This is a genomic window from Agrobacterium sp. LEGMi-208b, from assembly GCF_059511785.1.
The window spans coordinates 72,487-96,897 of the sequence record NZ_CM183446.1 but is presented as its reverse complement, the minus strand read 5'-3'; the positions used below and the strand labels follow the sequence as shown (position 1 = coordinate 96,897).

Here is a 24,411-nt window from a genome sequence, read left to right as displayed (position 1 = left end):
TCGTCCAACCTTTTGATGCCACTATACATAAGCGCTGAAAAGAAACGGCGGATTTTTGCAACGAAAGCTTTCCGGGGCCGGTCTGGCAACATTCGGTTACAAATAGGCGGTTTGCGGAAGCAGCCCGGAAACATTCGGACCAAAGCCGGAAACGCGATGCCCCTATCGTCCTTTCATGTTGGAAAACGGAAGGAAGGTAAGATGAGACACTCGCTACTGGCCACCGCCGTCATCGCGACAGCAATCATGGGCGTTTCCGCCGCCACGCTGGCGGCGCAGGAAAATGCGCCCGCACCCCAGGCGGCCGAACAGGCCGCGCCGCCGCTCGCCGATCCCAATCTCGGCCCGGATCGTGGCCCGGATGAAAGGCCGCTGCCGCCGCATATGCGCAGGATGCCCGGCCCGGATGTTCTGGGGCTGGCGACGAAGCTTTCGGCGGCCGAAATCTATCTCGGCGTCACGCCGGAACAGCTCGGTCCCTGGCGTGCCTATACCACGGCGCTGATCGATCTCGTTTCTCCCGGTCCGGAGCGCAATCCGCCGCCGGCGTCGGGTGACAGCAAGGCCAAGCCCGAGCCACGTCTTGCGGGCGAGGAACTGGCCGGCATCATCGCGCAGAAGGCGGAAAAGGCCAAAGCCCTTCAGGACGCCGTTGCGACACTGAAGCCGAAGCTTTCGCCGCAGCAGGTGCTGAAGCTTGCCGAGCTTGAGCGTGCCCTGATGCCGCCTCCGCCTCCCGGCCCGCGTCATGGTCCTGCGGAGCGCGGTGGCTTTGCTTCGCCGCATGGCGATATGAGGCCGCCGGTTCCCGAGGCGGAACGGGGCTGAGGCAAGTTTTCGAAGTTTCCTCCTTTAATCTGCCCCCCAGTAAAGGAGGAAATCAGCCGGCAACGGCTGGAGCCGGGGGATCGCACGCCTGCGATCCCCCGCGTGATTTTCAAGCAGGAAGATGATGATGAGATATTTCTATCTGGTGCTGGCAACGGCTTTTGGTGTGAGCTTTGCCTGGTCGATGGCCGTGGCAAAAGACAAGCCCGCGCAACAGCCGGCGGCGAAATCCCGGCAGGAAGAACAGCGGCGCCAGTCCGCCTGCACGAAGGAGCAGCGCGAAAAGACGGATTCCAGACGTCTTCGCAGCACCTGCCGCAAGGCCGCGGTACGAAAATCCGCCTCTGCCTATGAATGGATCGAGGCGGACAAGGGTTTCATCCTCGTGAAACACGACATGACGCCGGTTTCTTCCTTCGAATGAACCGGCTGGACAGGACATCAAGATGAAAACGGCACGCAAGGCAGGCGCATTGCTGGCGGTTGTTGCTCTCGCTGTGGGCGGTTACTGGCTGTCCTCGCAATATACGCGGGCGGCCACACCCGACTACATCACCGCGCCGGTGACGCGCGGCGATATCGAGCAGACGGTGCTGGCAACGGGAACGCTGAAGCCCGTTCGCCTTGTCGCCGTCGGTGCGCAGGCCTCCGGCCGCATTACCGCCGTCAAGGTGGCGCTTGGCGATACGGTCAAGGCGGGCGATCTGATCGCCGAAATCGATTCCGTGACCCAGACGAACAGCCTGCGCACGGCGCAGGCAGCGCTTGCAAATATGAAGGCGCAGCGGGTGGAAAAACAGGCGACGCTTGTTCTCAACCGCCAGAGCCTTGTCCGCCAGCAGGAGATGGTATCGAAGAACGCCGCCTCCCGCGCCGATTTCGAAAGCGCCACCGCAGCGCTCGCCGTCACCGAGGCGCAGATCCAAGCCATCGACGCCCAGATCGAGGAAGCGCAGGTCGCGGTGGAAACGGCAGAGGCCAATCTCGGCTATACCAAGATCACCGCGCCCATCGAAGGAACGGTTCTTTCGATCGTCAGCCAGGAAGGGCAGACCGTCAACGCCACACAATCCGCGCCCACCATCGTCATCCTCGGCCAGCTCGACCGCATGACGGTGCGCACGGAAATCTCCGAGGCGGATGTAACGCGGGTCAAGCCGGACCTGCCGGTTTATTTCACGGTGCTGGGTGAGCCGCAGCAGCGTTACGACGCGACGCTCGCCTCGATAGAGCCGGCGCCGGAATCGGTGCGCAGCGATTCCAGCTTCAGTTCCTCGACTTCTTCATCGTCCAGCTCATCCTCTTCCAGCACGTCGTCATCCGAGGCGATCTATTATAATGGGGTGTTCGAAGTGCCGAACCCGGACGGCAAGCTGCGCACCTATATGACGGCGGAGGTTCATATCGTTCTCGGCGAAGCGAAGGACGTGCTGACCGTTCCCTCGGCTGCACTTGGCAGCATGGGCAGCGATGGCAGCTATGCCGTGCGCGTGGCCGGCGCCGATGGCAGGGTTTCCGAGCGCAAGGTCGAAATCGGGCTGAACAACAAGGTCACGGCGGAAGTGCGTTCCGGCCTTGCCGAAAACGAGCGGGTGGTGACCGGCGAGCGTTCCACCGACACCACCACAAACGCGATGCCGGGGCCGGGCGGCCCGCCGATGGGGCTTTGAACCATGGTTGAACCTCTGATTTCGCTTAAATCCGTGCGGCGGGATTATCCCTCCGGCGAAGGCACGATCAGTGTGCTGAAGAACATCGACCTCACCATCGAGGCCGGTGAGATGGTGGCGATCGTCGGCGCGTCCGGATCGGGTAAATCGACGCTGATGAATATTCTTGGCTGCCTCGATCGCCCGACATCGGGAAGCTACAGCATCAGGGGGCGGGAAACGGGCAATCTCGATGCCGACGCGCTTTCGGCGCTCAGGCGTGAAAATCTCGGCTTCATCTTCCAGCGATACCATCTGCTGGCCGAGCTGACGGCGCTCGGCAATGTCGAAATTCCGGCGATCTATGCCGGCAAGACGCAGGGCGACCGCAGGCACAATGCCGCAAGGTTGCTCGGCCGCCTCGGCATGGCGGAACGCCTCGATCATCGCCCTGGCCAGCTTTCCGGCGGCCAGCAGCAGCGCGTTTCCATCGCCCGCGCCCTGATGAACGATGCCGAGATCATTCTTGCCGACGAACCGACCGGCGCGCTCGACAGCGCCAGCGGCGACGAGGTGCTGCGCATCCTCGGTGAGCTGCATGCCGAAGGCCGCACCGTCATCATCGTCACCCATGACATGTCGATTGCCAGACGCGCCGGGCGGATCATCGAAATCAGCGACGGCACGATCATTTCCGACCGCAAGGCGGATGCGACGCCCGTACCGCAGGACGATGCCAGATCCGCTGCCGTTTCCGGCCGGTCTTCCGGTCTCGCTGGCCTCGTTTCCTCACTGCGGGAGGCGTTGCGCATGGCGCTTCTGTCCATGCGGGCGCACAAGCTGCGCACCTTTCTCACCATGCTCGGCATCATCATCGGCATCGCCTCGGTCATCAGCGTCGTGGCGCTGGGCCAAGGGTCGCAGCAGCGGGTGCTGGAGAACATATCGAGCCTTGGCACCAACACGCTGGAAATCTTCGCGGGCAAGGATTTCGGCGACATAAGGTCGGGCAAGATCACCACGCTCGTCGTTTCCGATGCCGAAGCGCTTGCCAAGCAATCCTACGTCGCGGCGGTGACGCCGACGGTCTCGACGTCCAGCACGGTGCGTTTCGGCGCGAAGGAGGCGAATGCGCTGGTGAACGGCGTCAGCGAGCAGTATTTCGTCGCCAAGGGCACGAAGTTGTCGCAGGGCCGCTTTTTCGATGGCGGAAGTGTCGCGCAGAAGGCGCAGGACGTGGTGATCGACGAGAACACCCGCAAATCGCTGTTTGCGGATTTCGATGGCAGCCCTGTCGGCCAGGTCATTCTCATCGGCAAGGTGCCGGCCCGGATCGTCGGCATCACGCAGGCGCAGCAGGGCGGTTTCGGCTCAAGCCAGAACCTGTCGCTTTATCTGCCCTATACCGCCGTCCAGTCGCGTTTTCTCGGCAGCCTGTCGCTGCGCAGCATCACGGTTCAGGTGAGCGACGATACCGATGCCTCGATCGCCGAGCAGGCGGTCACGACACTTCTGACCCAGCGGCACGGCACACGGGATTTCTACATTCTCAATACCGACGATATCCGCCAGACCATCACCAGCACCACGCAGACGATGACCCTTCTCATTGCGGCCATTGCGGTGATTTCGCTGCTGGTCGGCGGCATCGGGGTGATGAATATCATGCTTGTCTCGGTGTCTGAACGCGTGTCGGAAATCGGCGTGCGCATGGCGGTGGGCGCGCGGCGCACCGATATTCTGCGACAGTTCCTCATCGAGGCGGTGCTCGTCTGCATCATCGGCGGCACGCTGGGCGTGCTCGGCAGCCTCGGCTTCGGCGCGCTTTTCTCTGCCTTCAGCAGCAATTTCGCCATGGTCTATTCCACGGCGTCGATCATCGCCGCCTTCGTCTGCTCGACGCTGATCGGTGTTGTCTTCGGTTATCTGCCGGCGCGCAACGCATCGAAACTCGATCCTGTCGCGGCGCTGTCTGCGGGGTAATTCCCGCCGGTCACGCCTTGTTTTTTTCGACGAAGCGGATGGCGTCGCCAACGGTCAGGATCGTGCTTGCGGCCGAATCCGGAATTTCCACCCCGAATTCCTCTTCGATTTCCATGACGATCTGCACGGTCTCGAGCGAATCCGCACCGAGATCGTCAGCAAAACTGGCGTCGTCCACGATCGTGGCGGGGTCTGCGCCAAGCTGGTCCACGATGATTTTTCTGATACGTTCTGCAATGGTGGACATGGTGAGACTCCGCGAAAGTTGCCTGCCGCCGAACGCCGCACCATCTGAATTTGCGCCGAAGATATCCAAGCGAAATCAAGCTGAATTTCGAAAGGACAGGCCGCAGAGTCAAACGGGCGAAACATCGATGACATCCGGACGTAGCATGCCTTTCGCAGCCGCGAAAGGGTGTCGATCAACCGTTCGTATTCCATAATAATATGGGACGTCCGCCACGTTAAACAGTTTGTGACTGGCAGCGATGAACCCCGGCGCGGTAAAGCTCGTTGCTTGTGAACCTCAAATCCGCCAGCCACACCGAGCCCCATGCCATGGTCCAGTCGCCCCCGGAACGCTTCATATTGCTCGACGGCATAAGGGGCGTGGCTGCGCTTTTCATCGTTCACCGCCATGCCGAGGATCTGTTCGGGAAAAGCACGGCTTCGAGCTATCTCGCCGTGGATCTGTTCTTTGCGCTCAGCGGTTTCGTGCTCGCGCATGCCTATAGCCGGAAACTGGCGGAAGGGGCGATGACGCCGGGCTTTTTCATGAAGGCGCGCTTCGCACGTCTCTACCCTCTTTATGCGTTGGCGCTTGCCCTGATGGCGGCCTATTTCATCTGCCTCTACGTTCTGGGCCTGCCGACGCCGATCGACGATCTGCACCGTCGCATCGATCCCGGCGAGCTTGCTTTCGCCTTGGTAACGGGGCTGCTCTTTCTGCCGGCGCCTTTCACGCTCACCCTGAACGGCGCGCTGTTTCTCGTCAGCCCTGCCTGGTCGCTTTTCAACGAGTTGGTGGTGAATGTGTTTTACGCCCGCTTTGGTGTGCGGGCCACGACAAAACAGATTGCCGCGGTGCTCGGCATCAGCGCGCTTGTGCTGATGGTGGCTGCCGCCGAGTTTGGCCGTTTGCATGCCGGTTTTCGCTGGCATGAAATGTATGCCGGCATGGGACGGGTGTTCTTCTCGTTTTTTGCCGGCGTGCTGATTTACCGTTTTCGCGATCGCGTACCGCAGTTGAAACCTTTTCAGGCGGCGCTTTGCCTTTTACTGGTCTATTTCATTCTGGCCGTGCCGATGTCGCGCGAGCTTCGGCCGTTCTTCGATCTTGCGGTTGTTCTCATCGTCTGGCCGCTCCTGCTGTTCGTCGCCAGCAAGACGGTTCCGGGGCGCGGGGTGGGAATGGTGTCGGTGTTTCTCGGCACGGCGTCCTATGCGGTCTATGTGCTGCATATTCCGCTTCTGGCCTGGACGGAGTTTCTGATCCCCGCGGTGCACCAGGAAAATCTCGCTTTGCCGGCCGGCATTGCGTTTCTCATCGGCACGACGTGCCTGTCATGGTGGCTGACGGTCTATTACGACCAGCCCGTTCAGAAATGGCTGAAGAACCGGTTGAGAAGGCGGAGCGAAATCCGCCAGCCTGTATGACCCTGGCTTGCGGCCGCAAACCTCAATAATGGGCGAAAATCGGGGCAGTCAGCACAAAAGCTGCGACGAGGCTGATGATCGTCAGTTTCGCCGCTCGCATGCGGCGCATTTTGCGGCCGCTCCAGTCATACGTCATACTCACCTCCACGCAGACGCAAAACTTACCGGCATGGGAAACAACCGAAGCCTGGCGCAGGCCGGTCATGGTCCCGCACCGCACCGGATGTATATTCCATACCCAAGCTTCCCAGAACGCGCCTGATCGCGCGCGGGACGCTCAATTTCAGTGTTGCCTGATATACGGCTTTTGCCAAGCCGTTATTTTCATCGGTGATTTTGAAGGCCGCCACGAAAAGGCGGCGTTCATCACCGGTAAAGAGGCGGAAGGCCCTGAATGGCGTAACGCGGCAGCGGTTTCCACGGTTTTACGCGTTCATGTTTGTGAACGCCGAACAGGAACAGCATTTCCTCCGAAATATCGGCGGGGTCGGTCAAGCCATCCTGAAAGAGCTGGATCACCTTGCGGGCGGCATTGTTATAGAGAATGACTTCGTCATCCATGGTGTGGCTATCATAACCAAGACCTTCCAGCACTGACTGGAGCATTTTCAGGTCCTGCGATGTGATGATGCAATTTTCATATGCGGAAGACATGACGTCCTCCTTTCTTGTGGGGTTCACAAAAGCCGGAGCGTCGCGCTTCCATCCAGGTGGTTGCCCAGAGGTGGTGCGAGGACGCTTCAACGCCTTGAAACGCGGGCAACGTCAGGGAAGCCGTTTCCGGCCCTTGCCGTCATGCATGTCGCGTGAGATTCCGGATCGTTCCCGCCGGGCGACGGGCGGGACAGGGCTGGTGGTGCAACAGGCCTGACGGCGGCAACGCCCTTTAATTACCGATAAAGAAGCCTGCGCCGTTTAGGGGGAATAGGCAAGTTAATTCCGCTAACGACGGCGGAAGATGTAGCGGCGGCTGCCGCAGGCAACAAAAAAGGCCGGGGCAATATTGCACCGACCTTCCTCATATCGCTCTCAACACCAGTGCCAGTACATCCGTGGTCAAAAGTCTGAAGCGACTAAAACAACTGCGAACGTCGATTTCATTCGCGCTCACCAGCAGTTGCCATGGGAGCTATTTAAATGGGCAATGTGGCCAAAACAAGTCCGGCATCCATGGCGATGCTTTAATTCGTCGTGACTTGCCAATCCGCACGGCGCCTATTTCTTTTTGCCATCCGCTGTCGTGGCGTTTGCGAGTTTGACCTGCGAACCGGCTGGCGGCGCGGCAGGTATCTTCGTCTTGTCCTTCTTTGGTTTGCGGATTTCCTTGTTGCTGCGCAATTGACCCTTGGCCATGGTGTCCTCCTCCTGTTGAATTCAAGCGGCCTCGAGCGGGTGTGAAACAATCCGTTCAAGACCCGTTCGATCGGGCGATGCTGGAAATCCGGCCAGTCAGTTCTTGCCGGATCGTTTTTTCGCGGGAACCGGCGCGGCGGCGATAACAGTCGCTTCCTGCGCTTCCCGAAGCTGGCGAAGGCGTTCCGTTTTGCGGGCGCGCTGGTCGGCCTCGGCGTTTATGATCTGCTTTGCGGCATTATCCGTCAATGATGCCTTGTCTTGTGCGGATAGTTTGCCGGGTTTGAAAAAAGCTTCTTTTGTCGCGGCCATGGCATTCTCCTTTGTGGAAGAGCGGTATCGAACGGCTGGCGGGGGGTAACTTTTTCGGGGGGGGCAGGCAGCAGCCTTTCGCGCGGCATTTTCCTGCTTGCGCTCTTGCGGCGGCGCCGCATGGCTTCGGCTTCTTCGCGGAGGCGCCTTGGCCCAAAAAACAAAAGGCCGGGCTTTGACCCGACCTCTCACGATCATTCTAACCTGCAGCCAGTACATCCGTGGTCTGCGGGGTCAAATGATGAATATCAAGCTGCCTGAAGATTATCAGCCGAGCTTTTGCCGGACCGACGGTCCTGGACGATCTCGTAGCTGATCTTCTGGCCATCGTTCAGAGAACGCATGCCAGCGCGCTCAACAGCGGAAATGTGAACGAAAACGTCCGCGCCGCCATTGTCAGGCTGAATGAAGCCGAAGCCCTTGGTGGCGTTGAACCACTTTACAGTACCAGTGTTCATAACGATTTCCTTTCGTAGAATCGTTGTGGTCCCCGCGATACCTTGCGGGATTAGATCGATTATTTGAGAGGAAATCCGACGGGGAACACGATGTTCCAGAACGACGTCACAAGCAATGGTCGATGAAGAAAATATAGGCTCAATTTTTGATTTTGCAATGGGCCGCGAAGGAAAAAGCGCAGGCGAGCGACCGCCCATCGGCTAAGTGTCTGGTTCATATCACTATTTGCCGATGGCCGCATCGTCCGCCCGGCTTGGAGCGCCTTCGCTCCAACGCGCATCAACCGCCGCCGGGAGACACGTCTTTCGCCCCTTCATCCGGCAGGCTGCCTGCGCCCGGCGTCTTGTCATAGTCGGTGAGGGAGGGTTTGGCGTGGGGGCCGGCGGGAGGAATGTCGTTCGGACTGGAAGGTCCTTTGTCGACCGTTTTCGGCTTCGTTTTCTTCGTCATGTCGCGTCCTCCTTTTGGAGGAAAAACGCTCGGGAAAAGGCGCGGGTTCCGTCTTTACGCCGCAAGGGCGCGCTTTTCCGCGGTCAGCGGCGGGAACGCGGCTTTTTCTCTTCCCGGTTCATATCTCGTCCCACCCATTTGAAGAACACGACGAGGCTGACGCCGATAATGATGAGCGGAACGAAGGATTCAAAACTGGACATGACTCACTCTTTCTTCCCCCGGCGATCATTTTACCGGCATGGAAGAAGCGCGTAATCTGCGGAATATCGTCCGTTCTTTTTTGGCAATTGCCGTCTGCGGCCCACCTGCCAATGGGGCCGCAGACGGTCGTGGCTATACCGGCAGCGATTTCACCGCCGCCGCGCCGCCTTCACGGGCGCTTTTCAGCGCCGCCACGCCTGTCAGAACGGACATGGCGCCGGCGCGCGAACCGGCCCGCTGCCGCAGCCGGTCGTTGGAGCCCGGCTTGAAGATCATGTCGCGCATGCGGTTGTCGCCGCCATAATGGCCGCCCGGTTCGTGGGGCACCCATATGTGCTCGACACCGCCGCCGAAGCTTTTCACCAGCAGGATTTCATCGGCCGGCGGTTCCGTCCAGGGCTGCTTTTCATACTGGCGCATCTCGATGCGGCCCTTATGGCCGTTGAAGGCGATGTGATGGCCCTCTATCGGCATATAGGTGTTGAGCGAATAGGAGACCTGCACGCCGCTGGCATAACGGATCGAGGCGCTCATCGTGTCGGGAATGTCGATATCCTCGCGGAAGACACAGGCATCGCGCATATAGCCATCAATGCTCGAAGGGTCCTCGTAGAGCGCGTCGAGAAACGGATCGGCGCCGAGATCCATGAAGTAATCGCACTCACCCTTGTGCGGACAGGTGCGACAGCGCGTTCCGCGGAAGGGGCCGTTTTTGCCATAATGCAGCAATTGCCCGAAGCCCTTCACTTCGACGGGATCGGAATCGAGATACCAGTTGAGAAGATCGAAATGGTGGGTCGCCTTGTGCACGAAGAGGCTGCCGGAATGTTCGGTAAAGGCGTGCCAGCGGCGGAAATAATCCGCGCCGTGCTGGTTATCGAGATACCAGTGGAAATCGACCGAGGTGACGGTGCCGATGGCGCCTTCGTCGATCAGTTCCTTGATACGGGCGGCGGTGGGGGAGAAACGATAATTGAAGGAAACATCGACCCGGCGGCCGCTTCTGGCCTCCGCCGCGCGGATGCGGTCGATCTTTTCCGGGGTGGTGGTCATGGGTTTTTCGCTGATGACATCGGCCCCGCCTTCGAGCGCGCGGATGATGATGTCGTCATGGGTGTCGTCAGGTGTGCAGACGATCACCAGCTCGGGGCGCTGCTCCTCCATCATCCGGTCGAAATCGTCGTAGAGCGGTGCGTTCGATCCCATCATGGCGCGGGCGCGTTCGGCGCGCATCAGGTTCAGGTCGCAAATGCCGACAAGCTCGACATAGTCGCTCCAGCCGGCCAGAAGTTCGCGGCCCCACATGGTGGTGCCGCGATTGCCGGTGCCGACCAGCGCATAGCGTTTGCGTTTCACCTTTTCAGGCATTGTCTCTCTCCCGGATAATCAACAAACAGTCTTGAAACGCTCGACCACGGTGGTGAGGACCTCGTCCATTGGCCGCGCCTGCCAGCGATGCGAAAAGATTTCCACTTCCTGCGGGCCGTGGAAGCCGGCGGCCTCGATCATGGCGCGAAATGCCTTCAGGTCAATCACGCCGTCACCCATCATGCCGCGATCATTGAGCGGATCGGTGGTCGGCACCAGCCAGTCGCAGATATGGTGGGCGAGGATCTGCCCGTTCCTGCCAGCGCGCGCCACCTGCTCCTCCAGCTCCGGGTCCCACCAGACATGGTAGACGTCGATGGCGACGCCGGTGCCGGCTCCCAGCCGGTCGCAGAGATCGAGCGATTGTTTCAGCGTGTTGAAGCAGGCGCGATCAGCGGCATAAAAGGGATGCAGCGGCTCTATGGCAAGCGGCACGCTGGCAGCCCTTGCATGGGGAAGAAGTTCGGCCATGCCGTCCTCCACCATCTGCCGCGCCCCCTTCAGATCACGCGAGCCGGCGGGCAGGCCACCCACGACCAGCACGAGGCAATCGGCCTTCATGGCGGCGGCCTCATCGACGGCGCGTTTATTGTCCTCGATGGCGAGCCGGCGGCCTTCCGCATTGGGGGCAGGGAAAAAGCCGCCGCGGCAATGGCCGCTAAGGCGCAGACCATTCTGCTCGACGATGCGCGCGGCTTCCGTTAGCCCGATACCATGCACCTGTTCGCGCCAGGGCGAAATGGCGGTGATGCCATGCGCGAGGCAGGCATCGACGATTGTGCCGAAGTCTCCGCCCTGACGCACAGTGGCGAAATTGATGGAAAGGCCTTCAAGGCTCATCTTGGTATCTCCCCTCGTTCTGCTTCAGCTGATGCCCCGCACAGTCAGAAACGCTTTCATGCGGTGCGTCGCGAGATCCGGTTCGGCCAGCACATTGGCCTTGTCCGCCAGCCGGAAAAGTTCAGTGAAATGCTGCGTGGAGCGGGTGCTTTCCTGCCCGCCGACCATGGTGAAATGATCCTGCAACCCGTTGAGATAGGCGAGGAACACCACGCCGGTCTTGTAGAAGCGGGTCGGGGCCTTGAAGATGTGGCGCGACAGCGCCACCGTCGGCTCCAGAATATCGAAGAACTCATTGTCCGCGCCGCGCTTCAGGCTGGCGAGCGCCTTGGAGGCCGCCGGCGCAATCGCATCGAATATGCCGAGCAGCGCGTCCGAATGGCCCTGTTCGTCGCCGGCGATCAGTTCGGCATAGTTGAAGTCGTCTCCGGTATACATGCGCACGCCTGCCGGCAGGCGACGGCGCATGACGATTTCCTTTTCCTTGGAGAGAAGCGAAATCTTGATGCCGTCGATCTTTTCCGCATTCTCCTCGATCATGGCAAGGCAGGTTTCCATGGCAGCCATGTGGTCACTAGCGCCCCAATAACCCTCAAGTGCGGGATCGAACATTTCCCCCAGCCAGTGGATCACCACCTTCTGTTCGGCGCGGGAAAGCACCCTGGCATAGGCCTTGAGGTAATCATCCGGCGAGCGGGCGGCGGCGGCCAGTGCGCGGCTTGCCATCAGGATAACGCGGCCACCTTCTCCCTGAACAAAATCAAGCTGTTCGAGATAAGAGTCGACAATCTGGTTCAGGTCGTAACCGCCGCTATCAAGATGGTCGGTGCCGACGCCGCAGGCAATCAGCGCATCCTTGCGGCTGGCTGCTTCCTTCAGCGAACGGGAGATCAGTTCCTGCGCCTGCGGCCAAGCGAGCCCCATGCCGCGCTGCGCCGTATCCATCGCCTCGGCGACACCGAGGCCAAGGTCCCACAGCCGGTGACGGAAGCGCAGGGTCGCGTCCCAGTCGATGGCGGGCGTTAGCCACGGGTCATTATCGGCAAACGGATCGGCCACCACATGGGCGGCCGCGAAAGCGACGCGGTTGAAATCCGCAGCACTGCGTTTTTCAACGGCGACCGGCGTGCCGGACAGCCGGTAAACCTCGATGCTGCGGTCATCCTTCGGAAGCTTGAGTTCGCTCACCTCAGCCTCCTCAGGAAAGGGCGGGAACGTCGAGCCAGCGGCGTTCCTTCCAGGATTTCAGTCCAAGCTCGGCAAGCTGCACGCCCTTCACGCCTTCCATAAGACCATAGGGCCACGGATCGTTATCGACGAGGTGGCGCACGAACATTTCCCACTGCGCCTTGAAGCCGTTATCATAGACGACATTGTCCGGCACCTCCTGCCAGGTCTTGTAGAAATCGATGGTTTGCGGCTGGTCGGGGTTCCACACCGGCTTCGGCGTGTTGGTGCGGTGCTGGGTGAAGCATTTGGTCAGGCCCGCCACCGCCGAACCATGGGTGCCGTCCACCTGGAAGGTGACGAGATCGTCGCGGCGCACGCGCACCGCCCATGAGGAGTTGATATGGGCAATGGCGCCGCCTTCCAGCTCGAAGGTGGCATAGGCCGCGTCGTCCGCATCCGCCTTATAGGCCTTGCCCTGCTCATCGAAACGTTCCGGAATATGGGTGGCGCCAAGGCAGCTCACCGACTTCACCGGCCCGAACAGATTGTCGAGCACATACCGCCAGTGGCACAGCATATCGAGAATGATGCCGCCGCCATCCTTCAGGCGGTAGTTCCATGACGGGCGCTGCGCCGGCTGCCAGTCGCCCTCGAACACCCAGTACCCGAACTCGCCGCGCACCGAGAGGATTTTGCCGAAAAATCCGCTGTCGCGCAGCATGGCGAGCTTGCGCAGGCCGGGCAGGAACAGCTTGTCCTGCACCACGCCATGCTTGATGCCGGCGCTTTCGGCGAGCTGGGCAATCGCCAGCGCCTCTTCCATCGTGTCGGAAATCGGCTTTTCGCAATAAACGTTCTTGCCGGCCTTGATGGCTTTTTCCAGGAGGCTGCCGCGCATCTGCGTCGTGCCGGCATCGAAGAACAGCGTATCGTCAGGGTTTGCAAGCGCCGCATCGATATCAGTCGTCCAGCGGGCGACATTATGCTTTTTCGCGATTTCCTCGATCTTTGCGCGGTTGCGGCCGACCAGAATGGGGTCAAGCATGACCCTTTCGCCGTTCTTCAAAAGCACGCCGCCCTGATCGCGAATAGCGAGAACGGAGCGAACGAGATGCTGGTTGTAACCCATGCGGCCGGTGATGCCGTGCATGATGACGCCGATACGTTTCATGAATTTCCTCCCAAGGCGGCCTTTTCCCGAAAGCCGCTTCCGTCAAACATGGCAATTTGTAACCATTTGGTTATTTGTGGTCGTGAAGGATGCGATCTGTCAAGGTGTTTTTGGCAGGAAAAATTCAAGTCCGATAAGCCGCTGCAGCCGGCCGTCTTCGCCGCGCCGCAAAAGAAAACGACGCACTTCGCAGATGCGAAAATGCGTCGTTGCTGTTGTTAAAGGAGAATCCGGCCTTGTTGTCTCAGGCTGGCCGCACTGCAGCAAGCAGCGTGTCGACGATATGCTGGCCCCATCGTTCCAGTTCCGAGGGGGCCGTCAGGTCGCGCTGGAAGATCGTCGACAGCGTGAACCGGTTCGAGAGATAAAAAGCGCCGAGTGAAGCGATCGTCAGATAGACGTCGATCGGGTCGAGACCGTCGCGGAATTCGCCGGTATCGCGACCGCGCCGCAGCACCTCCTCAAGCTCCGAAATGAAATTCGAATGCATGGCCGCAATCGTGGGGGATTGCCTGAGATAACGGGCTTTGTTGAGGTTTTCGGTGGCAAGGATGCTCAGGAATTCGGGGTGGTCGAGGAAATAATGCCAGGTGAAAAGCGCAAGTTCCCGCAAGCCCTCCGATGGCGCCTTGCGGGTGAGGTCGAGCCGCCGTTCAGTATGGCGGATATGGCGATAGGTGTCCTCCAGAACGGCGAGGTAAAGCGCATCCTTGTCGCCGAAATAATGATAGATCATCCGCTTGTTGGTGCCGGCGCGGCGCGCCACGACATCGATTCGAGCGCCGGCCAGCCCCTTCGCCGCCACCTCGCGGCGGGCGGCTTCAAGGATCGCGGCCCGGGTTCTTTCAGGGTTTCTCACCTGTGTCGTCGCGCGTTTGCGCTTGGGCGACGGTGTTTCCTCCGCGGCCGTATCGAGTGGCTGGTTCTTTGCCGTTTCTTCCATTTCAGCACCCGCTTGACAATGTTTGCGATCAGTGTTCCCATGTAACCAATTAGTTATAAAACGGCAAGTGTCGTTTACGTTCATCATCAATTGGCAGTCAATAGGGAGGAGTTGCCAATGCCCATGATGCTTCACAGGAGAACTGTGCTTTCAGCAGGGCTTGCGGCCCTGTCGCTTGCAACATTGGGAGGAGGGTCGGCGCAGGCGCAGGCCGCGCGCCTTCGCATGTTGTGGTGGGGGTCGCAGGAACGCGCCGATCGCACCAACAAGGCGATTGCGGCTTACAAACAGGTCAAGCCCGATCTCGATATCGCGGGCGAATTTGCCGGCTGGAGTGATTACTGGCCGCGCCTTGCCACGCAGGTGGCAGGCCGTAACGCGCCTGACCTGATCCAGATGGATTATCGTTACATCTTCGAATATGGCCGTCGCGGCGCCTTGGCGCCGCTCGACGACTATATCGGCAAGGGCCTGAAGATCGAGGATTTCGGCAAGATGAACATCGATTCCGGCCGGGTCGATGGCAAGCTTTACGGTATCAATCTCGGGGTCAATTCCAGCGCGGTCTTCTTCGACAAGGCGGCCTGGGAAAAATCCGGCGCGACACCGCCGGCGATCGGCCAGACCTGGGAGGAGTTTGCCGAAAACGCCGCCAAGCTCAGCAAGAACAAGCCGAAACCCGGTTATTACGCCACGGCCGATGCCAGCGGCGTGGAGCCGAGCTTTGAAAACTGGCTGCGTCAGAACGGCAAGTCGCTTTATACGCAGGATGGCGCGATCGGCTTCGATCCGACCGATGCGACCAAATGGTTCACGCTCTGGGCGGACCTTCGCAAGAGCGGCGCCTGCGTGCCGGCCGATGTGCAGGCGCTGGACCAGCTCAATATCGAAACCAACCCTTTGACGACGGGCAAGGCGGCCACCGCATTCGCCCATTCCAACCAGTTCGTCGGTTATCAGAAGCTCAACAAGGCGAAACTTGCCATAAGCTCCTATCCGAAGAGCACGAAGGATGGCCCTTCCGGCCATTATCTGAAGCCCTCCATGCTCATCAGCGTCGCCAATGGCAGCACCGGCATCGAGCAGGCGGTCGGTTTCATCAACTTCCTGGTCGCCGACCCGCAGGGCATCGATATTCTCGGCGTCGAACGCGGCGTTCCGGCATCGGAATCCATGCGCAGCCAGTTGAGCAGCAAGCTCGACGAGGTCAGCAAGACCATGGTGGACTATATCGCCGAGATTACCCCCGGCGTCGGCGATCTGCCGCCGGCGCCGCCTCCGGGCGCGGGCGAATTCGCCTTCGTTTTGAAACGCACGGCGGAAGAAGTTGGCTTCGGCAAGATCACGCCGGAAGAGGGCGGTGACCGCCTCGTCAAGGAATCCGAAACCGTTATCAAACGGAAGTGATGGTTTATGGCCTTTCGATCTGAAACTCTTGTGGGGGAGAGCCGTGGCGCGGCTCTCCCGAAGCGGGGCAGCGTGAAGCGGATGTTCGACCGCAATATTCACGCCTATCTGTTTCTCCTGCCCTGGCTGATAGGCTTTTTCGGCCTCACCCTCGGTCCCGCGCTCGCGTCGCTTTATCTGTCCTTCACCAATTACGACCTGTTGCAGTCGCCGGACTGGGTGGGGGCGGCCAATTACGTGCGCATCGCCACCGCCGATCCGAAATTCGCCGCAGCCATGCAGGTCACCTTTACCTATGTGCTGCTGTCGGTGCCGCTGAAGCTGATCTTCGCGCTGCTCGTCGCGCTCGCCTTCAACCGCGGCATCAAGGGTCTGACGCTCTATCGGGCGATCTTCTACCTGCCGTCGCTGCTGGGTTCGAGTGTCGCGATTGCCGTGCTCTGGCGCCAGCTTTTCGCCTCCGATGGTCTCGTCAACATGATCCTGTGGCAGGCCTTCGGTTACGAAGGGCCGAGCTGGATTTCCAATCCGGATTATTCGATCTACACGCTGGTCATCCTGTCGGTCTGGCAGTTCGGCTCGCCGATGATCATCTTTCTCGCGGGTCTCAGACAAATCCCGCAGGATATGTATGAAGCCGCCGAAATCGACGGTGCAAGCAAGGTGCGGCAGTTCTTCCGCATTACCCTGCCGCTCCTGACGCCGGTGATCTTCTTCAACGCGGTGATCCAGACGATCGACGCCTTCAAGGCCTTCACGCCCGCCTTCATCATTTCCGAAGGCACCGGCGGGCCGATCAACTCGACGCTGTTCTACACGCTCTACCTCTATCAGGAAGCCTTTGGTTTCTTCCGCATGGGCTATGCCTCGGCGCTTGCCTGGATTTTGGTGATCATCATCTCGCTGTTCACGGCCTTCTCGTTCCTCAGCGCGAAATACTGGGTGCATTACGATGACTGACGCTGTTACCGCTCCCCGGCCCGGACAAGGCCCGCAACGCACGCCGCTGAAATCGGTGATGCTCCACACGGCGCTGATCATCGCCTCCTTCGCGATGCTCTATCCGATCCTGTGGATGATTTCAGGCTCTTTCCGGCCGCAGGACGAGCTGTTCGGCTCCTCCTCGCTCATTCCCTCGGCGGTCGATTTAGGCGGCTATATTCGCGGCTGGACGGGACTGCAGGTGAGTTTCGGGCAGTTCTTCTGGAATTCCTTCTTCATCTCGGTGCTGGCCACCATAGGAAACGTGGTCGGCTGCTCGCTTGCCGCCTTCGCCTTTGCAAGGCTTCGCTTTGGCGGGCGCAATTTCTGGTTCGCGCTGATGCTCGGCACCTTGATGTTGCCCTATCACGTCGTGCTCATCCCGCAATATATCCTGTTTCTGGAAATGGGCTGGGTGAACACCTCGCTGCCGTTGATCGTGCCGAAGTACCTCGCGACGGATGCCTTCTTCATCTTCTTGATGGTGCAGTTCTTCCGCGGCATCCCGCGCGAGCTGGACGAGGCGGCCGTCATGGATGGTTGTTCACCCTTCCGCATCTACTGGAAGATCATGCTGCCCTTGTCGCTGCCGGTGCTGGCGACGGCCGCCATCTTTTCCTTCATCTGGACCTGGGACGACTTCTTCGGGCCGCTGATCTATCTGAACGACATAAACACCTACACCGTGCAGCTCGGCCTCCGCTCCTTCGTGGATTCCACCGGCAGTTCGGACTGGACCTCGCTTTTCGCCATGTCCAACCTGTCGCTGGTGCCGGTCTTCCTGTTCTTCCTGTTCTTCCAGCGGCTGCTCATCGAAGGCATCGCCACGACGGGAATGAAACGCTGAACGGAACCCGGATCGGGAACGCATTTTAAGACAATCAACACTGTCGCCGCCGCCCAACATGCGGCGCGGCAGTCGGGAGAAACAGCATGGCAAGCAGCATTACGCTCGAAAAAATCGTCAAGCGGTTCGGCGCTTTTCCGGTCATCCATGGCATCGATCTCAAGATCGAGCCGGGCGAATTCACCGTCTTCGTCGGCCCTTCGGGCTGTGGCAAATCCACGCTTCTGCGCATGATCGCCGGGCTTGAGGAAATCTCCGAAGGCGATCTGCGTATCGATGGCGAAAGGGTCAACGAAACGGCGGCCTCCAAGCGCGGCATTGCCATGGTCTTCCAGTCCTATGCGCTTTATCCGCATATGAGCGTCTACAAGAACCTCGCCTTCGGTCTCGAAACGGCGGGTTACAAGAAGCCGGAAATTCAGGCACGGGTGCAGAAGGCCGCCGATATCCTGCAGATCGGCCCGCTCTTGCAGCGCAAGCCGAAGGCGCTCTCGGGCGGCCAGCGCCAGCGCGTCGCAATCGGCCGCGCCATCGTGCGCGAGCCTAAAATCTTCCTGTTCGACGAGCCACTTTCCAACCTCGATGCGGAACTGCGCGTGCAGATGCGCGTCGAAATCGCCAAGCTGCACCAGACGCTCGGCAGCACCATGATCTATGTGACGCATGACCAGGTGGAAGCCATGACCATGGCCGACAAGATCGTGGTCCTGCGTGACGGCCGCATCATGCAGGTCGGCCGCCCGCTCGATCTCTATAACAATCCCGCCAACCAGTTCGTCGCCGGTTTCATCGGCTCGCCGAAGATGAATTTCCTCTCCGCGAAAGTGGCTTCGGGCGACAGTTCCAACCGCACCATCGAGGTCGCCGGCCAGCGCATCGTGCTGGAAAAACCGGTCGCCGCGCAACAGGGCGAACCGCTCACCTTCGGCGTGCGTCCCGAACATGTGAACCCGCAGGCGCAATCCGCTTCGCTCGGTGAAGCCTCGATCCAGCTCGTCGAACATCTCGGCGGCTCAACGGTGGTCTACACCGCGACCCCTGACGGTCAGCCCGCCACCGTGCTGCTGGATGGCCAGCGCCATATCCGTATCGGCGAGACCATTCCCTTTGCCTTTGACCTTTCGAAGACGCATCTGTTCGGGGCGGATGGGCGGCGGATATAGCGCTGCCGGCAGCCGTCTTACGCCGCGTGTTTCGGGCGTCCGGGACGGCGTGGCCGGAAATGCGCATGCATCAGAAGCGGGTCGCGCTGGGTGGCCCGCAGCAGCATCTTGACCGCGTGGCTTACAGGCGTGCCTGCACGATAGTTGTTCCACGTCCGCAAAGTGACGCCGAGAAAATCCGCCGCCTCATTATTGGAAAGGCCGATTTCCTCCTGCCATTTGCGCAGATCCTCCACATCGAAGTCCCGCTGGTCCTCTGCGATCTGGTAAAGGTGATAGGCATCGATCGCCAGGTCGTCTCCGTCCCATTCCACAGTCGCGCCATAATCGGCGACTGTCGCGGTCTTCCAGATATCTGCCGAACGGAGCGGATTGAGCAATTCTCCTCCGGTCGCTATCCATCCAGTCAGATCGGCGGTCGATTGGCTTCCGTCGGCCCAGTCGATGGTGAGCGTGCAGGGCGGATTGGGCAGGATGGTTTTGACACGTGGTGTCATGACTTCTTTCCCTTTGCTATGATGGGAAAACGCGGGTTTGTCCGATTCCATTCATCGACAATCAGGTTCCCATTGGTTCTTGCCCATGCCAAAGCTTCGGCTTCAGCCCTGCGGGATAACTTGCCGCGCAGGATTTCCAGAGTTTCGATGTCGACAAGGGCATCGGCATCCGGTGTTATGATGTGAAAGTGCGGCGGCAAATGATCGTTCGCATAGACGCGTATGATGATGTTCCCGATCTGAATGAGTTTGCCCATGCAGCCCCACGCCACCAATAAAACATAGTGCATAAATTTCACTATGTGAAGAGAGGGGATGGAGCTTATTTTCAGCCAGCGGGCAGGTAGAAGGCGGGTTCTATGTTCTGTAAAGAATGTCTCTGAGAACCGCCGCGTCCTCGGCAAACTGCCCGACATCGTCACCCTTTACGAATTCGAGCATCGCGAAAGCCGGTTTTTTCCAGCCGCTTTCCGGCAATGCAGCGATGCACGCCCGCCAATAATCCGCGCGCTCGGCAAGCGGCAGGCGGCTGGCATCGGCGAGCCAGGCAAAGACATGCAGATGGCAGATGCGGGAGCCGAGTGCGGATATTTCCGCCAGTGCGTCGTCCAGCGGCAGGCCGGGGGAGGGTTGCCAGTAAAAGAAGAGGTTGGGCATCGGCAAGTCCTGCATGAGTTGCAGGGCCGAGGGCAGGGTGTCCGTCAGTGAGTTGGGATGATATTCGAGGCCGATTGTCATGCCATAGCTGTCCGCCCGGCGGGCGATTGTCGCCAGGGCCTCCGTCGCCGCGCGTCGTTCGCCGGAGGAGTAATCGGCCGATGGGCGTTTGCGGCTGCCCGGCCAGATGCGGATATGGCCGGCGCCGAGGGCCTTTGCGGTTTCGAGCACGGCAGCCACATCTTCCGGCGTAAAATCCGGCGCAAAGATATAGGAGCCGTAGGACGAGACGGAGAGGCCGGCTTCCGCGGTCCGCGCCGCCACATCCCTTGCATTGGCAAGGTCGCCGGGCGGCACATGGATATCCGCACCCCATTCGATGGACTTAATGCCATTTACGGCGGCAAGGTCGATGACGGCTTGCACCGACAGGGAACGAAAGGTGACGGAGCAGAGGCCCGGCTCAAACATTCTCATGCGATCAATTCCAGATGTTCCGGCCGCACCTGCTGTTGCAAGGGTGCCGCGCGGCAGAAGTGTTCGATCTCGGCAATCGCCATGTCGCCGAGCCTTGCGCGTTCAAGGCCGGTGGCGCCGGCGATATGCGGTGTGAGGAACACATTCGGCAGGCTGTAGAAGGGGGAAGCCGGCGGCGGCACTTCCGGGTCGGTCACGTCGATGACGGCTTCGATGCGCCCGGTTTTCAGTTCGGCCAGAAGCGCGTCTTCATCCACCAGCGCGCCGCGCGCCGTATTGATCAGGGTCGCACCGTCCTTCATGCGGGCAAGCGCTGCCGCGCCGATCATATGGCGTGTCTGCGGCAGGGAAGGCGCATGCAGGGAAATGACATCGCTCACCGCCATCAGCTCCTCGAGCGACACAAGCTGCACGCCGAGCTTTTCCGCCTCCGCGGCGCTTAGAAGCGGATCGAAAAGGATGAGGTTGAGATCGAAAGGCTGCAACAGATTGATGACGCGACGCCCGATGCGCGATGCGCCGACGATACCGACCGTCAGGCCGAGATTGCCAATGGCCTGCGCCTGCAATCGCTCGACAGGGGTGCGGTCGCGATGCTCCAGATAAAGACGCCGGAAACCGAAGGTGCGCTTGCCGGCGAGCAGGATCATCGCCAGCGAAAATTCGGCGACCGGCTGCGCATTCGCCTCCGCCGCGCTGCAGACGGTAACGCCACGATCGAACACCGCCTGCGACAGGAAATATTTGACCGTGCCGGCGGCATGGGAGATCAGCCTGAGATGTGGCATCAGCGCCAGTTCCCGCGCGCCGATATCCGGACAGCCCCAGCCGGTCAGAAGAATATCCGTCCGCGCCAGCTGCTCCTTCACCGAAGCGGCGTGGAAATCGCAGATCCGCCCCGTGTCGATGATATCGACGCTCTGCGACAGCCTGTCGAGCGCCTGCGGTGTCAGCACATGCTGGGTTCGCTCCGGGTCCATGGCAAGGCTGAGACGCGGAAGCGGGCTCGTCATTGCGGCTCTCCCGTTGCCACCATGCTGCTGACCGGAACGCCCCGTTCCGCAAACAGGCGGTCGAGCGCCTCCATATCCGGAAGGGCTGGAACCGTCACCAGCGCCTTTTCACTTTCAGACCCGGTCACCCCGACAAAGACCGCACAGACAAGCAGGGTTTCGCCCGCCGGAATCTCGCCCCGCAATTGCGGCACCGTGGTCTTGGCGTTGATGAGATTGGTGTTGGGCAGCGCCTTCAGCGCCACGCCATGGCGGGTCACGCTCGAACCGAGATCGACAATGGCGGAGATGTCCGTGCCGCAATCGACGGTCGCCCGGCCGGTCTCTTCGCGCACGGCATCGCGGTCGCCATCGTTGCGGTTGATGGCGAAGCCGCCTTCGTTGACCGAAAGGGGGCGGGCGGAGGCGATCCGGTGCAGCCTGATATGCCAGCCGCCAGCCGCAACCAGCGTCGTTTCAACGTCGACATCCGGAAACGGCTTCCATGTCGCCCGCAGGTTTTCCCCTGCCAGCAGAGCCGTTTGGTTGGTCTCGCGCACGCGGTAATGCAGGCCGTCTTCGGAGAAGGCCAGCATATTGTCGAAACCGTTGGTCCTGAAACCACGTTCGTCCACTTCCACGCCGAAACCGTAACGGGAGGAATAGGCGAATTTGGCATATTTCTCCGGCCCGCCGCGCATGGATAGGTTTTCCTGCCCACTGGAAAGCGCCGTGACATTGCCGCTGGTCCGCATCATCACCATGCCGGGATGAACGAGCGGGTGCGGTGTGTTGGAGACTTTAGGCAGCTTTTCTTCCGCCTGCCAGAAGGGGTGGCTTTCCGGCAGGGCGAGCGGCAGGAAGGCCTTGAAGGCCCAGTAAGGCGAGCCCGCCGAATTATAGCTTTCCGACATGGTCAGCTGCGGATAGGCATAACCGATGGAAAGCACGCTATCGCGGTCGGCAATCGGCTTTTTCGCCCACCAGCGCAGATGCTGCAGATAAAGCCCCTTGATCCCGCCCCAGGGCAACGCCTCCTCATCGGCAAAGGCAAGGCCGGCCCAGAAGCCGCCGCAGGCGAAGCGGTAGGTCATGGAGCGGCCGAAGGCGAGCGTGCCGCCATCCTCATCGAACCAGCTTGCGAAATCGCCGGCAAAGAGGCGGGCGCGTTCGCGATAACGTGCGGCGTAGGCATCGTCAGGCTTGCTGAGTTTCGCGTAGATCAGGCCGTAAAAATGCATGGCGAAGGCGATGTAGTGGTCGATGCGGCGATAATTACCGTCGCGATACCAGCCGTCGGCGATATAGAATTCGTCCAGTTCCTTCTGGAATGTTTCTGTCAGGCTGCGGTCGAAGTCGATGCCGAGATGATCCAGCGCCATGTCGACCATCACCCGGAAAAACTTCCAGTTATTATCGGCGTAATTGCGCTCGCGCGCGGTCAGCAGATAACGGCGCACATTGTCTTTCTGCGCGTCGGACAGCGGTTCCCACAGGTGCTGCGGCGCAAGCCGCAGCGCAAAACCAAGCGCGGCAAGCTCCACCAGCCGCTGGTCTTTCTGGCGCACATCGCCCCAATATTCGGGATGGGAAGGATCGGTGCCGTTGGCTATTCCCCGTGCCAGAAGCGGCCAGTGGTCGAAATGATCGCCGCTCAGCGCAAGCGGTGCGATGCCCCAGAGCGGCCGGGCAAAACCTTCCAGATCGGCCGCCGCCCGGTCGAAATGCGCGGCGGTGCCGCTCAGCGTCACTCTTGCGCCACCCGGCGAAAAATGGGCAAGAAGCGGCGCAAAACTTTCATCCAGCGCCCGCCGGACATCTTCGCGGCTTTTGAGCGGATTGCCATGCAGCGGATTGAATCTGGCCATATTGGATCTGGTCATGGTGTCATGCATCGCGTGTCGCCTTTCCCGTCTTTTTCGCCTTGCCGGCCGTCTGTCCTTCCACCAGCTGCACGCCAAGCTGCACCTGACGGGCATTGGCGGAAGGTTCCGTCAGCCGGCGGCGCATCAGCTCCACCGCCTCGCGGGCGATTTCGCGGCGGTCGACCCGGATGGTGCTGAGACGGGGGGTGGAGAGTTCGGCAAAGGGCAGGTCGTCGAAGCCGATGATGGAAAGATCGTCCGGCACGGCGAGACCAAGCTCCTGCGCTGCCCCCAGCGCCCCGAGCGCAATCGCGTCATTCATGCAGAAAATGCCTGTCAGTTCAGGGTTTTTGGCCAATAGCTGGCGAACCGCATCGCCCGCCTGCCCAAAACCGCTATCCGCCGTCGAAAGCAGAAACTCCTCATAGGTCGTTCCCTCTTCGTCAAGGATGGTATGGCGGAAGCCGCGCATACGTTCCCTTATGGTGTGGCGATGATGCGGGCCGATATAGGCGACCTTGCGGTGACCGAGTTCCAGCAGCCGCCGCGCCGCCAGAGCGCCGCCGTAAAAATTGGAAGGGGAGACACAATCCAGCATCATCGAGGGATCGGCGCTGTTGACCAGAACCGGTTGCAGCACACCCTGCGTGATGCGGTGGATGATTTCGTCCTCGGGGTCGAGGCCGATGGCGAGAAGGCCGTCCACCTCGCAGACCCGCTGGGTGAGTGCGTCATCGACCTGTTTCTGGTGCAAAAGCCGGATGTCGAGTTCGAAACCATCCGTCTGGGCAAGGCTGCGCAGCATGTCGAAAATATCGTGGTAGAAAGCGCCGATATCGCCGGTCGCCCTTTCGGCGGACATGAGGGCGAGGATTTTCTTGCCCTCCAGCGGCACGCCGCCGGTCTGGGTCGTGACCGGCCGCAACGGATAACCGAGCTCCGCCGCCACCCCCAGAACCTTGGTCTGGATCGACGCGCTGATACCTTTTTCCCCTGCGAGAACGCGCGAGACGGTGCTGATGGAAACGCCGGCGCGCTGGGCGATATCCGACTGGCGCGGGCGGCTGATGTCGGGCGTGTCGTTCATATCGTCTCCTGCGCTTGCAAAAAAATCTAATATGATGCAAATATTGCAAACT

General features: G+C 60.4%; 27 protein-coding genes. 9 read left to right on the top strand and 18 right to left on the bottom strand.

Features of this window, described 5'->3' with window-relative positions; genetic code table 11:
* Positions 1 to 201: 201 nt before the first annotated feature.
* The 4 genes from AC5YUO_RS15250 (at position 202) to AC5YUO_RS15235 (ending at position 4,460) form a co-directional block, all read left to right on the top strand.
* Entirely contained in the window at positions 202 to 828 is a 627-nt protein-coding gene (locus AC5YUO_RS15250) for a hypothetical protein (RefSeq protein ID WP_496155809.1), read from the top strand.
* A gap of 127 nt (positions 829 to 955) precedes the next feature.
* Positions 956 to 1,252, top strand: a complete 297-nt coding sequence (locus AC5YUO_RS15245; protein ID WP_496155808.1) for a hypothetical protein — start codon at positions 956 to 958, stop codon at positions 1,250 to 1,252.
* Between the two features lie 22 nt (positions 1,253 to 1,274).
* Entirely contained in the window at positions 1,275 to 2,498 is a 1,224-nt protein-coding gene (locus AC5YUO_RS15240) for an efflux RND transporter periplasmic adaptor subunit (RefSeq protein WP_496155807.1), read from the top strand.
* Positions 2,499 to 2,501: 3 nt separating this feature from the next.
* The gene (locus AC5YUO_RS15235; RefSeq protein ID WP_496155806.1) at positions 2,502 to 4,460 is read left to right on the top strand and encodes a MacB family efflux pump subunit; all 1,959 of its coding nucleotides are present in this window, start codon (positions 2,502 to 2,504) and stop codon (positions 4,458 to 4,460) included.
* A gap of 10 nt (positions 4,461 to 4,470) precedes the next feature.
* Here the strand turns inward: AC5YUO_RS15235 and AC5YUO_RS15230 are convergent, their stop codons facing one another.
* Positions 4,471 to 4,707 carry an acyl carrier protein gene (locus tag AC5YUO_RS15230; protein ID WP_279657810.1) on the bottom strand — a complete coding sequence of 79 codons (237 nt, stop codon included), beginning with the start codon at positions 4,705 to 4,707 and terminating at the stop codon, positions 4,471 to 4,473.
* Between the two features lie 311 nt (positions 4,708 to 5,018).
* Between AC5YUO_RS15230 and AC5YUO_RS15225 the strand changes: the two genes are divergently transcribed.
* On the top strand, positions 5,019 to 6,116 hold the full coding sequence (locus AC5YUO_RS15225; RefSeq protein ID WP_496155805.1) for an acyltransferase family protein: 1,098 nt from the start codon (positions 5,019 to 5,021) through the stop codon (positions 6,114 to 6,116).
* A gap of 22 nt (positions 6,117 to 6,138) precedes the next feature.
* Here the strand turns inward: AC5YUO_RS15225 and AC5YUO_RS15220 are convergent, their stop codons facing one another.
* The 11 genes from AC5YUO_RS15220 to AC5YUO_RS15170 form a co-directional block, all read right to left on the bottom strand.
* A complete protein-coding gene (locus AC5YUO_RS15220; protein WP_496155804.1) occupies positions 6,139 to 6,321 on the bottom strand; it encodes a hypothetical protein in 183 nt (60 codons plus the stop codon).
* Between the two features lie 161 nt (positions 6,322 to 6,482).
* Entirely contained in the window at positions 6,483 to 6,770 is a 288-nt protein-coding gene (locus tag AC5YUO_RS15215; RefSeq protein ID WP_059757116.1) for a hypothetical protein, read from the bottom strand.
* Positions 6,771 to 7,331: 561 nt separating this feature from the next.
* Complete coding sequence (locus AC5YUO_RS15210; protein ID WP_400819026.1) at positions 7,332 to 7,469, bottom strand: hypothetical protein; 138 nt, start codon at positions 7,467 to 7,469, stop codon at positions 7,332 to 7,334.
* 96 nt (positions 7,470 to 7,565) lie between these two features.
* Positions 7,566 to 7,781, bottom strand: coding sequence for a hypothetical protein (locus tag AC5YUO_RS15205; protein WP_400819029.1), 216 nt, complete (start codon positions 7,779 to 7,781; stop codon positions 7,566 to 7,568).
* Positions 7,782 to 8,029: 248 nt separating this feature from the next.
* Positions 8,030 to 8,239 (bottom strand): cold-shock protein, encoded by a 210-nt coding sequence (locus tag AC5YUO_RS15200; protein ID WP_003520191.1) that lies wholly within the window; start codon positions 8,237 to 8,239, stop codon positions 8,030 to 8,032.
* A 280-nt stretch (positions 8,240 to 8,519) separates the two neighbouring features.
* Positions 8,520 to 8,690: a hypothetical protein gene (locus tag AC5YUO_RS15195; protein WP_400819031.1), complete on the bottom strand. Its 171-nt coding sequence runs from the start codon at positions 8,688 to 8,690 to the stop codon at positions 8,520 to 8,522.
* Positions 8,691 to 9,026: 336 nt separating this feature from the next.
* Positions 9,027 to 10,262, bottom strand: a complete 1,236-nt coding sequence (locus tag AC5YUO_RS15190) for a Gfo/Idh/MocA family protein (protein WP_496155803.1) — start codon at positions 10,260 to 10,262, stop codon at positions 9,027 to 9,029.
* Between the two features lie 18 nt (positions 10,263 to 10,280).
* Positions 10,281 to 11,102, bottom strand: a complete 822-nt coding sequence (locus tag AC5YUO_RS15185) for a sugar phosphate isomerase/epimerase family protein (RefSeq protein ID WP_496155802.1) — start codon at positions 11,100 to 11,102, stop codon at positions 10,281 to 10,283.
* Between the two features lie 24 nt (positions 11,103 to 11,126).
* On the bottom strand, positions 11,127 to 12,290 hold the full coding sequence (locus AC5YUO_RS15180) for a dihydrodipicolinate synthase family protein (protein ID WP_496155801.1): 1,164 nt from the start codon (positions 12,288 to 12,290) through the stop codon (positions 11,127 to 11,129).
* Between the two features lie 10 nt (positions 12,291 to 12,300).
* Positions 12,301 to 13,443: a Gfo/Idh/MocA family protein gene (locus AC5YUO_RS15175; RefSeq protein WP_496155800.1), complete on the bottom strand. Its 1,143-nt coding sequence runs from the start codon at positions 13,441 to 13,443 to the stop codon at positions 12,301 to 12,303.
* Between the two features lie 244 nt (positions 13,444 to 13,687).
* Positions 13,688 to 14,386 (bottom strand): TetR/AcrR family transcriptional regulator, encoded by a 699-nt coding sequence (locus AC5YUO_RS15170; protein ID WP_496155799.1) that lies wholly within the window; start codon positions 14,384 to 14,386, stop codon positions 13,688 to 13,690.
* Between the two features lie 117 nt (positions 14,387 to 14,503).
* Here AC5YUO_RS15170 and AC5YUO_RS15165 point away from each other — a divergent pair, with 117 nt between their 5' ends.
* The 4 genes from AC5YUO_RS15165 to AC5YUO_RS15150 all read left to right on the top strand — a co-directional run bounded on the left by AC5YUO_RS15165 (position 14,504) and on the right by AC5YUO_RS15150 (position 18,784).
* On the top strand, positions 14,504 to 15,793 hold the full coding sequence (locus AC5YUO_RS15165; RefSeq protein WP_496155798.1) for an ABC transporter substrate-binding protein: 1,290 nt from the start codon (positions 14,504 to 14,506) through the stop codon (positions 15,791 to 15,793).
* 81 nt (positions 15,794 to 15,874) lie between these two features.
* Complete coding sequence (locus AC5YUO_RS15160) at positions 15,875 to 16,753, top strand: carbohydrate ABC transporter permease (RefSeq protein WP_285277765.1); 879 nt, start codon at positions 15,875 to 15,877, stop codon at positions 16,751 to 16,753.
* On the top strand, positions 16,746 to 17,621 hold the full coding sequence (locus AC5YUO_RS15155) for a carbohydrate ABC transporter permease (RefSeq protein WP_496155797.1): 876 nt from the start codon (positions 16,746 to 16,748) through the stop codon (positions 17,619 to 17,621). Before AC5YUO_RS15160 ends, AC5YUO_RS15155 begins: the two co-directional genes overlap by 8 nt.
* Before the next feature lie 86 nt (positions 17,622 to 17,707).
* Positions 17,708 to 18,784, top strand: coding sequence for an ABC transporter ATP-binding protein (locus AC5YUO_RS15150; RefSeq protein WP_400819049.1), 1,077 nt, complete (start codon positions 17,708 to 17,710; stop codon positions 18,782 to 18,784).
* Positions 18,785 to 18,801: 17 nt separating this feature from the next.
* Here AC5YUO_RS15150 and AC5YUO_RS15145 read toward each other — a convergent pair whose 3' ends face one another.
* From AC5YUO_RS15145 to AC5YUO_RS15120, 6 genes are all read right to left on the bottom strand, one after another.
* Positions 18,802 to 19,281, bottom strand: a complete 480-nt coding sequence (locus AC5YUO_RS15145) for a helix-turn-helix domain-containing protein (protein ID WP_496155796.1) — start codon at positions 19,279 to 19,281, stop codon at positions 18,802 to 18,804.
* Entirely contained in the window at positions 19,278 to 19,538 is a 261-nt protein-coding gene (locus AC5YUO_RS15140; protein ID WP_496155795.1) for a DUF4160 domain-containing protein, read from the bottom strand. Before AC5YUO_RS15140 ends, AC5YUO_RS15145 begins: the two co-directional genes overlap by 4 nt.
* Before the next feature lie 100 nt (positions 19,539 to 19,638).
* Entirely contained in the window at positions 19,639 to 20,415 is a 777-nt protein-coding gene (locus tag AC5YUO_RS15135) for a sugar phosphate isomerase/epimerase family protein (protein WP_496155794.1), read from the bottom strand.
* The gene (locus tag AC5YUO_RS15130; protein WP_496155793.1) at positions 20,412 to 21,428 is read right to left on the bottom strand and encodes a hydroxyacid dehydrogenase; all 1,017 of its coding nucleotides are present in this window, start codon (positions 21,426 to 21,428) and stop codon (positions 20,412 to 20,414) included. Before AC5YUO_RS15130 ends, AC5YUO_RS15135 begins: the two co-directional genes overlap by 4 nt.
* Complete coding sequence (locus tag AC5YUO_RS15125) at positions 21,425 to 23,302, bottom strand: DUF2264 domain-containing protein (protein WP_496155792.1); 1,878 nt, start codon at positions 23,300 to 23,302, stop codon at positions 21,425 to 21,427. Before AC5YUO_RS15125 ends, AC5YUO_RS15130 begins: the two co-directional genes overlap by 4 nt.
* A complete protein-coding gene (locus tag AC5YUO_RS15120; RefSeq protein WP_400819063.1) occupies positions 23,295 to 24,359 on the bottom strand; it encodes a LacI family DNA-binding transcriptional regulator in 1,065 nt (354 codons plus the stop codon). The genes AC5YUO_RS15125 and AC5YUO_RS15120 overlap by 8 nt, the downstream gene beginning before the upstream one ends.
* Between the last annotated feature and the right edge of the window lie 52 nt (positions 24,360 to 24,411).

Bases quoted from the DNA above. Each gene is read 5' to 3' on its own strand.
- AC5YUO_RS15250 (WP_496155809.1), top strand. From the start codon at position 202: ATGAGACACTCGCTACTGGCCACCGCCGTCATCGCGACAGCAATCATG.
- AC5YUO_RS15245 (WP_496155808.1), top strand. From the start codon at position 956: ATGAGATATTTCTATCTGGTGCTGGCAACGGCTTTTGGTGTGAGCTTT.
- AC5YUO_RS15240 (WP_496155807.1), top strand. From the start codon at position 1,275: ATGAAAACGGCACGCAAGGCAGGCGCATTGCTGGCGGTTGTTGCTCTC.
- AC5YUO_RS15235 (WP_496155806.1), top strand. From the start codon at position 2,502: ATGGTTGAACCTCTGATTTCGCTTAAATCCGTGCGGCGGGATTATCCC.
- AC5YUO_RS15230 (WP_279657810.1), bottom strand. From the start codon at position 4,707: ATGTCCACCATTGCAGAACGTATCAGAAAAATCATCGTGGACCAGCTT.
- AC5YUO_RS15225 (WP_496155805.1), top strand. From the start codon at position 5,019: ATGGTCCAGTCGCCCCCGGAACGCTTCATATTGCTCGACGGCATAAGG.
- AC5YUO_RS15220 (WP_496155804.1), bottom strand. From the start codon at position 6,321: ATGACCGGCCTGCGCCAGGCTTCGGTTGTTTCCCATGCCGGTAAGTTT.
- AC5YUO_RS15215 (WP_059757116.1), bottom strand. From the start codon at position 6,770: ATGTCTTCCGCATATGAAAATTGCATCATCACATCGCAGGACCTGAAA.
- AC5YUO_RS15210 (WP_400819026.1), bottom strand. From the start codon at position 7,469: ATGGCCAAGGGTCAATTGCGCAGCAACAAGGAAATCCGCAAACCAAAG.
- AC5YUO_RS15205 (WP_400819029.1), bottom strand. From the start codon at position 7,781: ATGGCCGCGACAAAAGAAGCTTTTTTCAAACCCGGCAAACTATCCGCA.
- AC5YUO_RS15200 (WP_003520191.1), bottom strand. From the start codon at position 8,239: ATGAACACTGGTACTGTAAAGTGGTTCAACGCCACCAAGGGCTTCGGC.
- AC5YUO_RS15195 (WP_400819031.1), bottom strand. From the start codon at position 8,690: ATGACGAAGAAAACGAAGCCGAAAACGGTCGACAAAGGACCTTCCAGT.
- AC5YUO_RS15190 (WP_496155803.1), bottom strand. From the start codon at position 10,262: ATGCCTGAAAAGGTGAAACGCAAACGCTATGCGCTGGTCGGCACCGGC.
- AC5YUO_RS15185 (WP_496155802.1), bottom strand. From the start codon at position 11,102: ATGAGCCTTGAAGGCCTTTCCATCAATTTCGCCACTGTGCGTCAGGGC.
- AC5YUO_RS15175 (WP_496155800.1), bottom strand. From the start codon at position 13,443: ATGAAACGTATCGGCGTCATCATGCACGGCATCACCGGCCGCATGGGT.
- AC5YUO_RS15170 (WP_496155799.1), bottom strand. From the start codon at position 14,386: ATGGAAGAAACGGCAAAGAACCAGCCACTCGATACGGCCGCGGAGGAA.
- AC5YUO_RS15165 (WP_496155798.1), top strand. From the start codon at position 14,504: ATGCCCATGATGCTTCACAGGAGAACTGTGCTTTCAGCAGGGCTTGCG.
- AC5YUO_RS15160 (WP_285277765.1), top strand. From the start codon at position 15,875: ATGTTCGACCGCAATATTCACGCCTATCTGTTTCTCCTGCCCTGGCTG.
- AC5YUO_RS15155 (WP_496155797.1), top strand. From the start codon at position 16,746: ATGACTGACGCTGTTACCGCTCCCCGGCCCGGACAAGGCCCGCAACGC.
- AC5YUO_RS15150 (WP_400819049.1), top strand. From the start codon at position 17,708: ATGGCAAGCAGCATTACGCTCGAAAAAATCGTCAAGCGGTTCGGCGCT.
- AC5YUO_RS15145 (WP_496155796.1), bottom strand. From the start codon at position 19,281: ATGACACCACGTGTCAAAACCATCCTGCCCAATCCGCCCTGCACGCTC.
- AC5YUO_RS15140 (WP_496155795.1), bottom strand. From the start codon at position 19,538: ATGGGCAAACTCATTCAGATCGGGAACATCATCATACGCGTCTATGCG.
- AC5YUO_RS15135 (WP_496155794.1), bottom strand. From the start codon at position 20,415: ATGAGAATGTTTGAGCCGGGCCTCTGCTCCGTCACCTTTCGTTCCCTG.
- AC5YUO_RS15130 (WP_496155793.1), bottom strand. From the start codon at position 21,428: ATGACGAGCCCGCTTCCGCGTCTCAGCCTTGCCATGGACCCGGAGCGA.
- AC5YUO_RS15125 (WP_496155792.1), bottom strand. From the start codon at position 23,302: ATGCATGACACCATGACCAGATCCAATATGGCCAGATTCAATCCGCTG.
- AC5YUO_RS15120 (WP_400819063.1), bottom strand. From the start codon at position 24,359: ATGAACGACACGCCCGACATCAGCCGCCCGCGCCAGTCGGATATCGCC.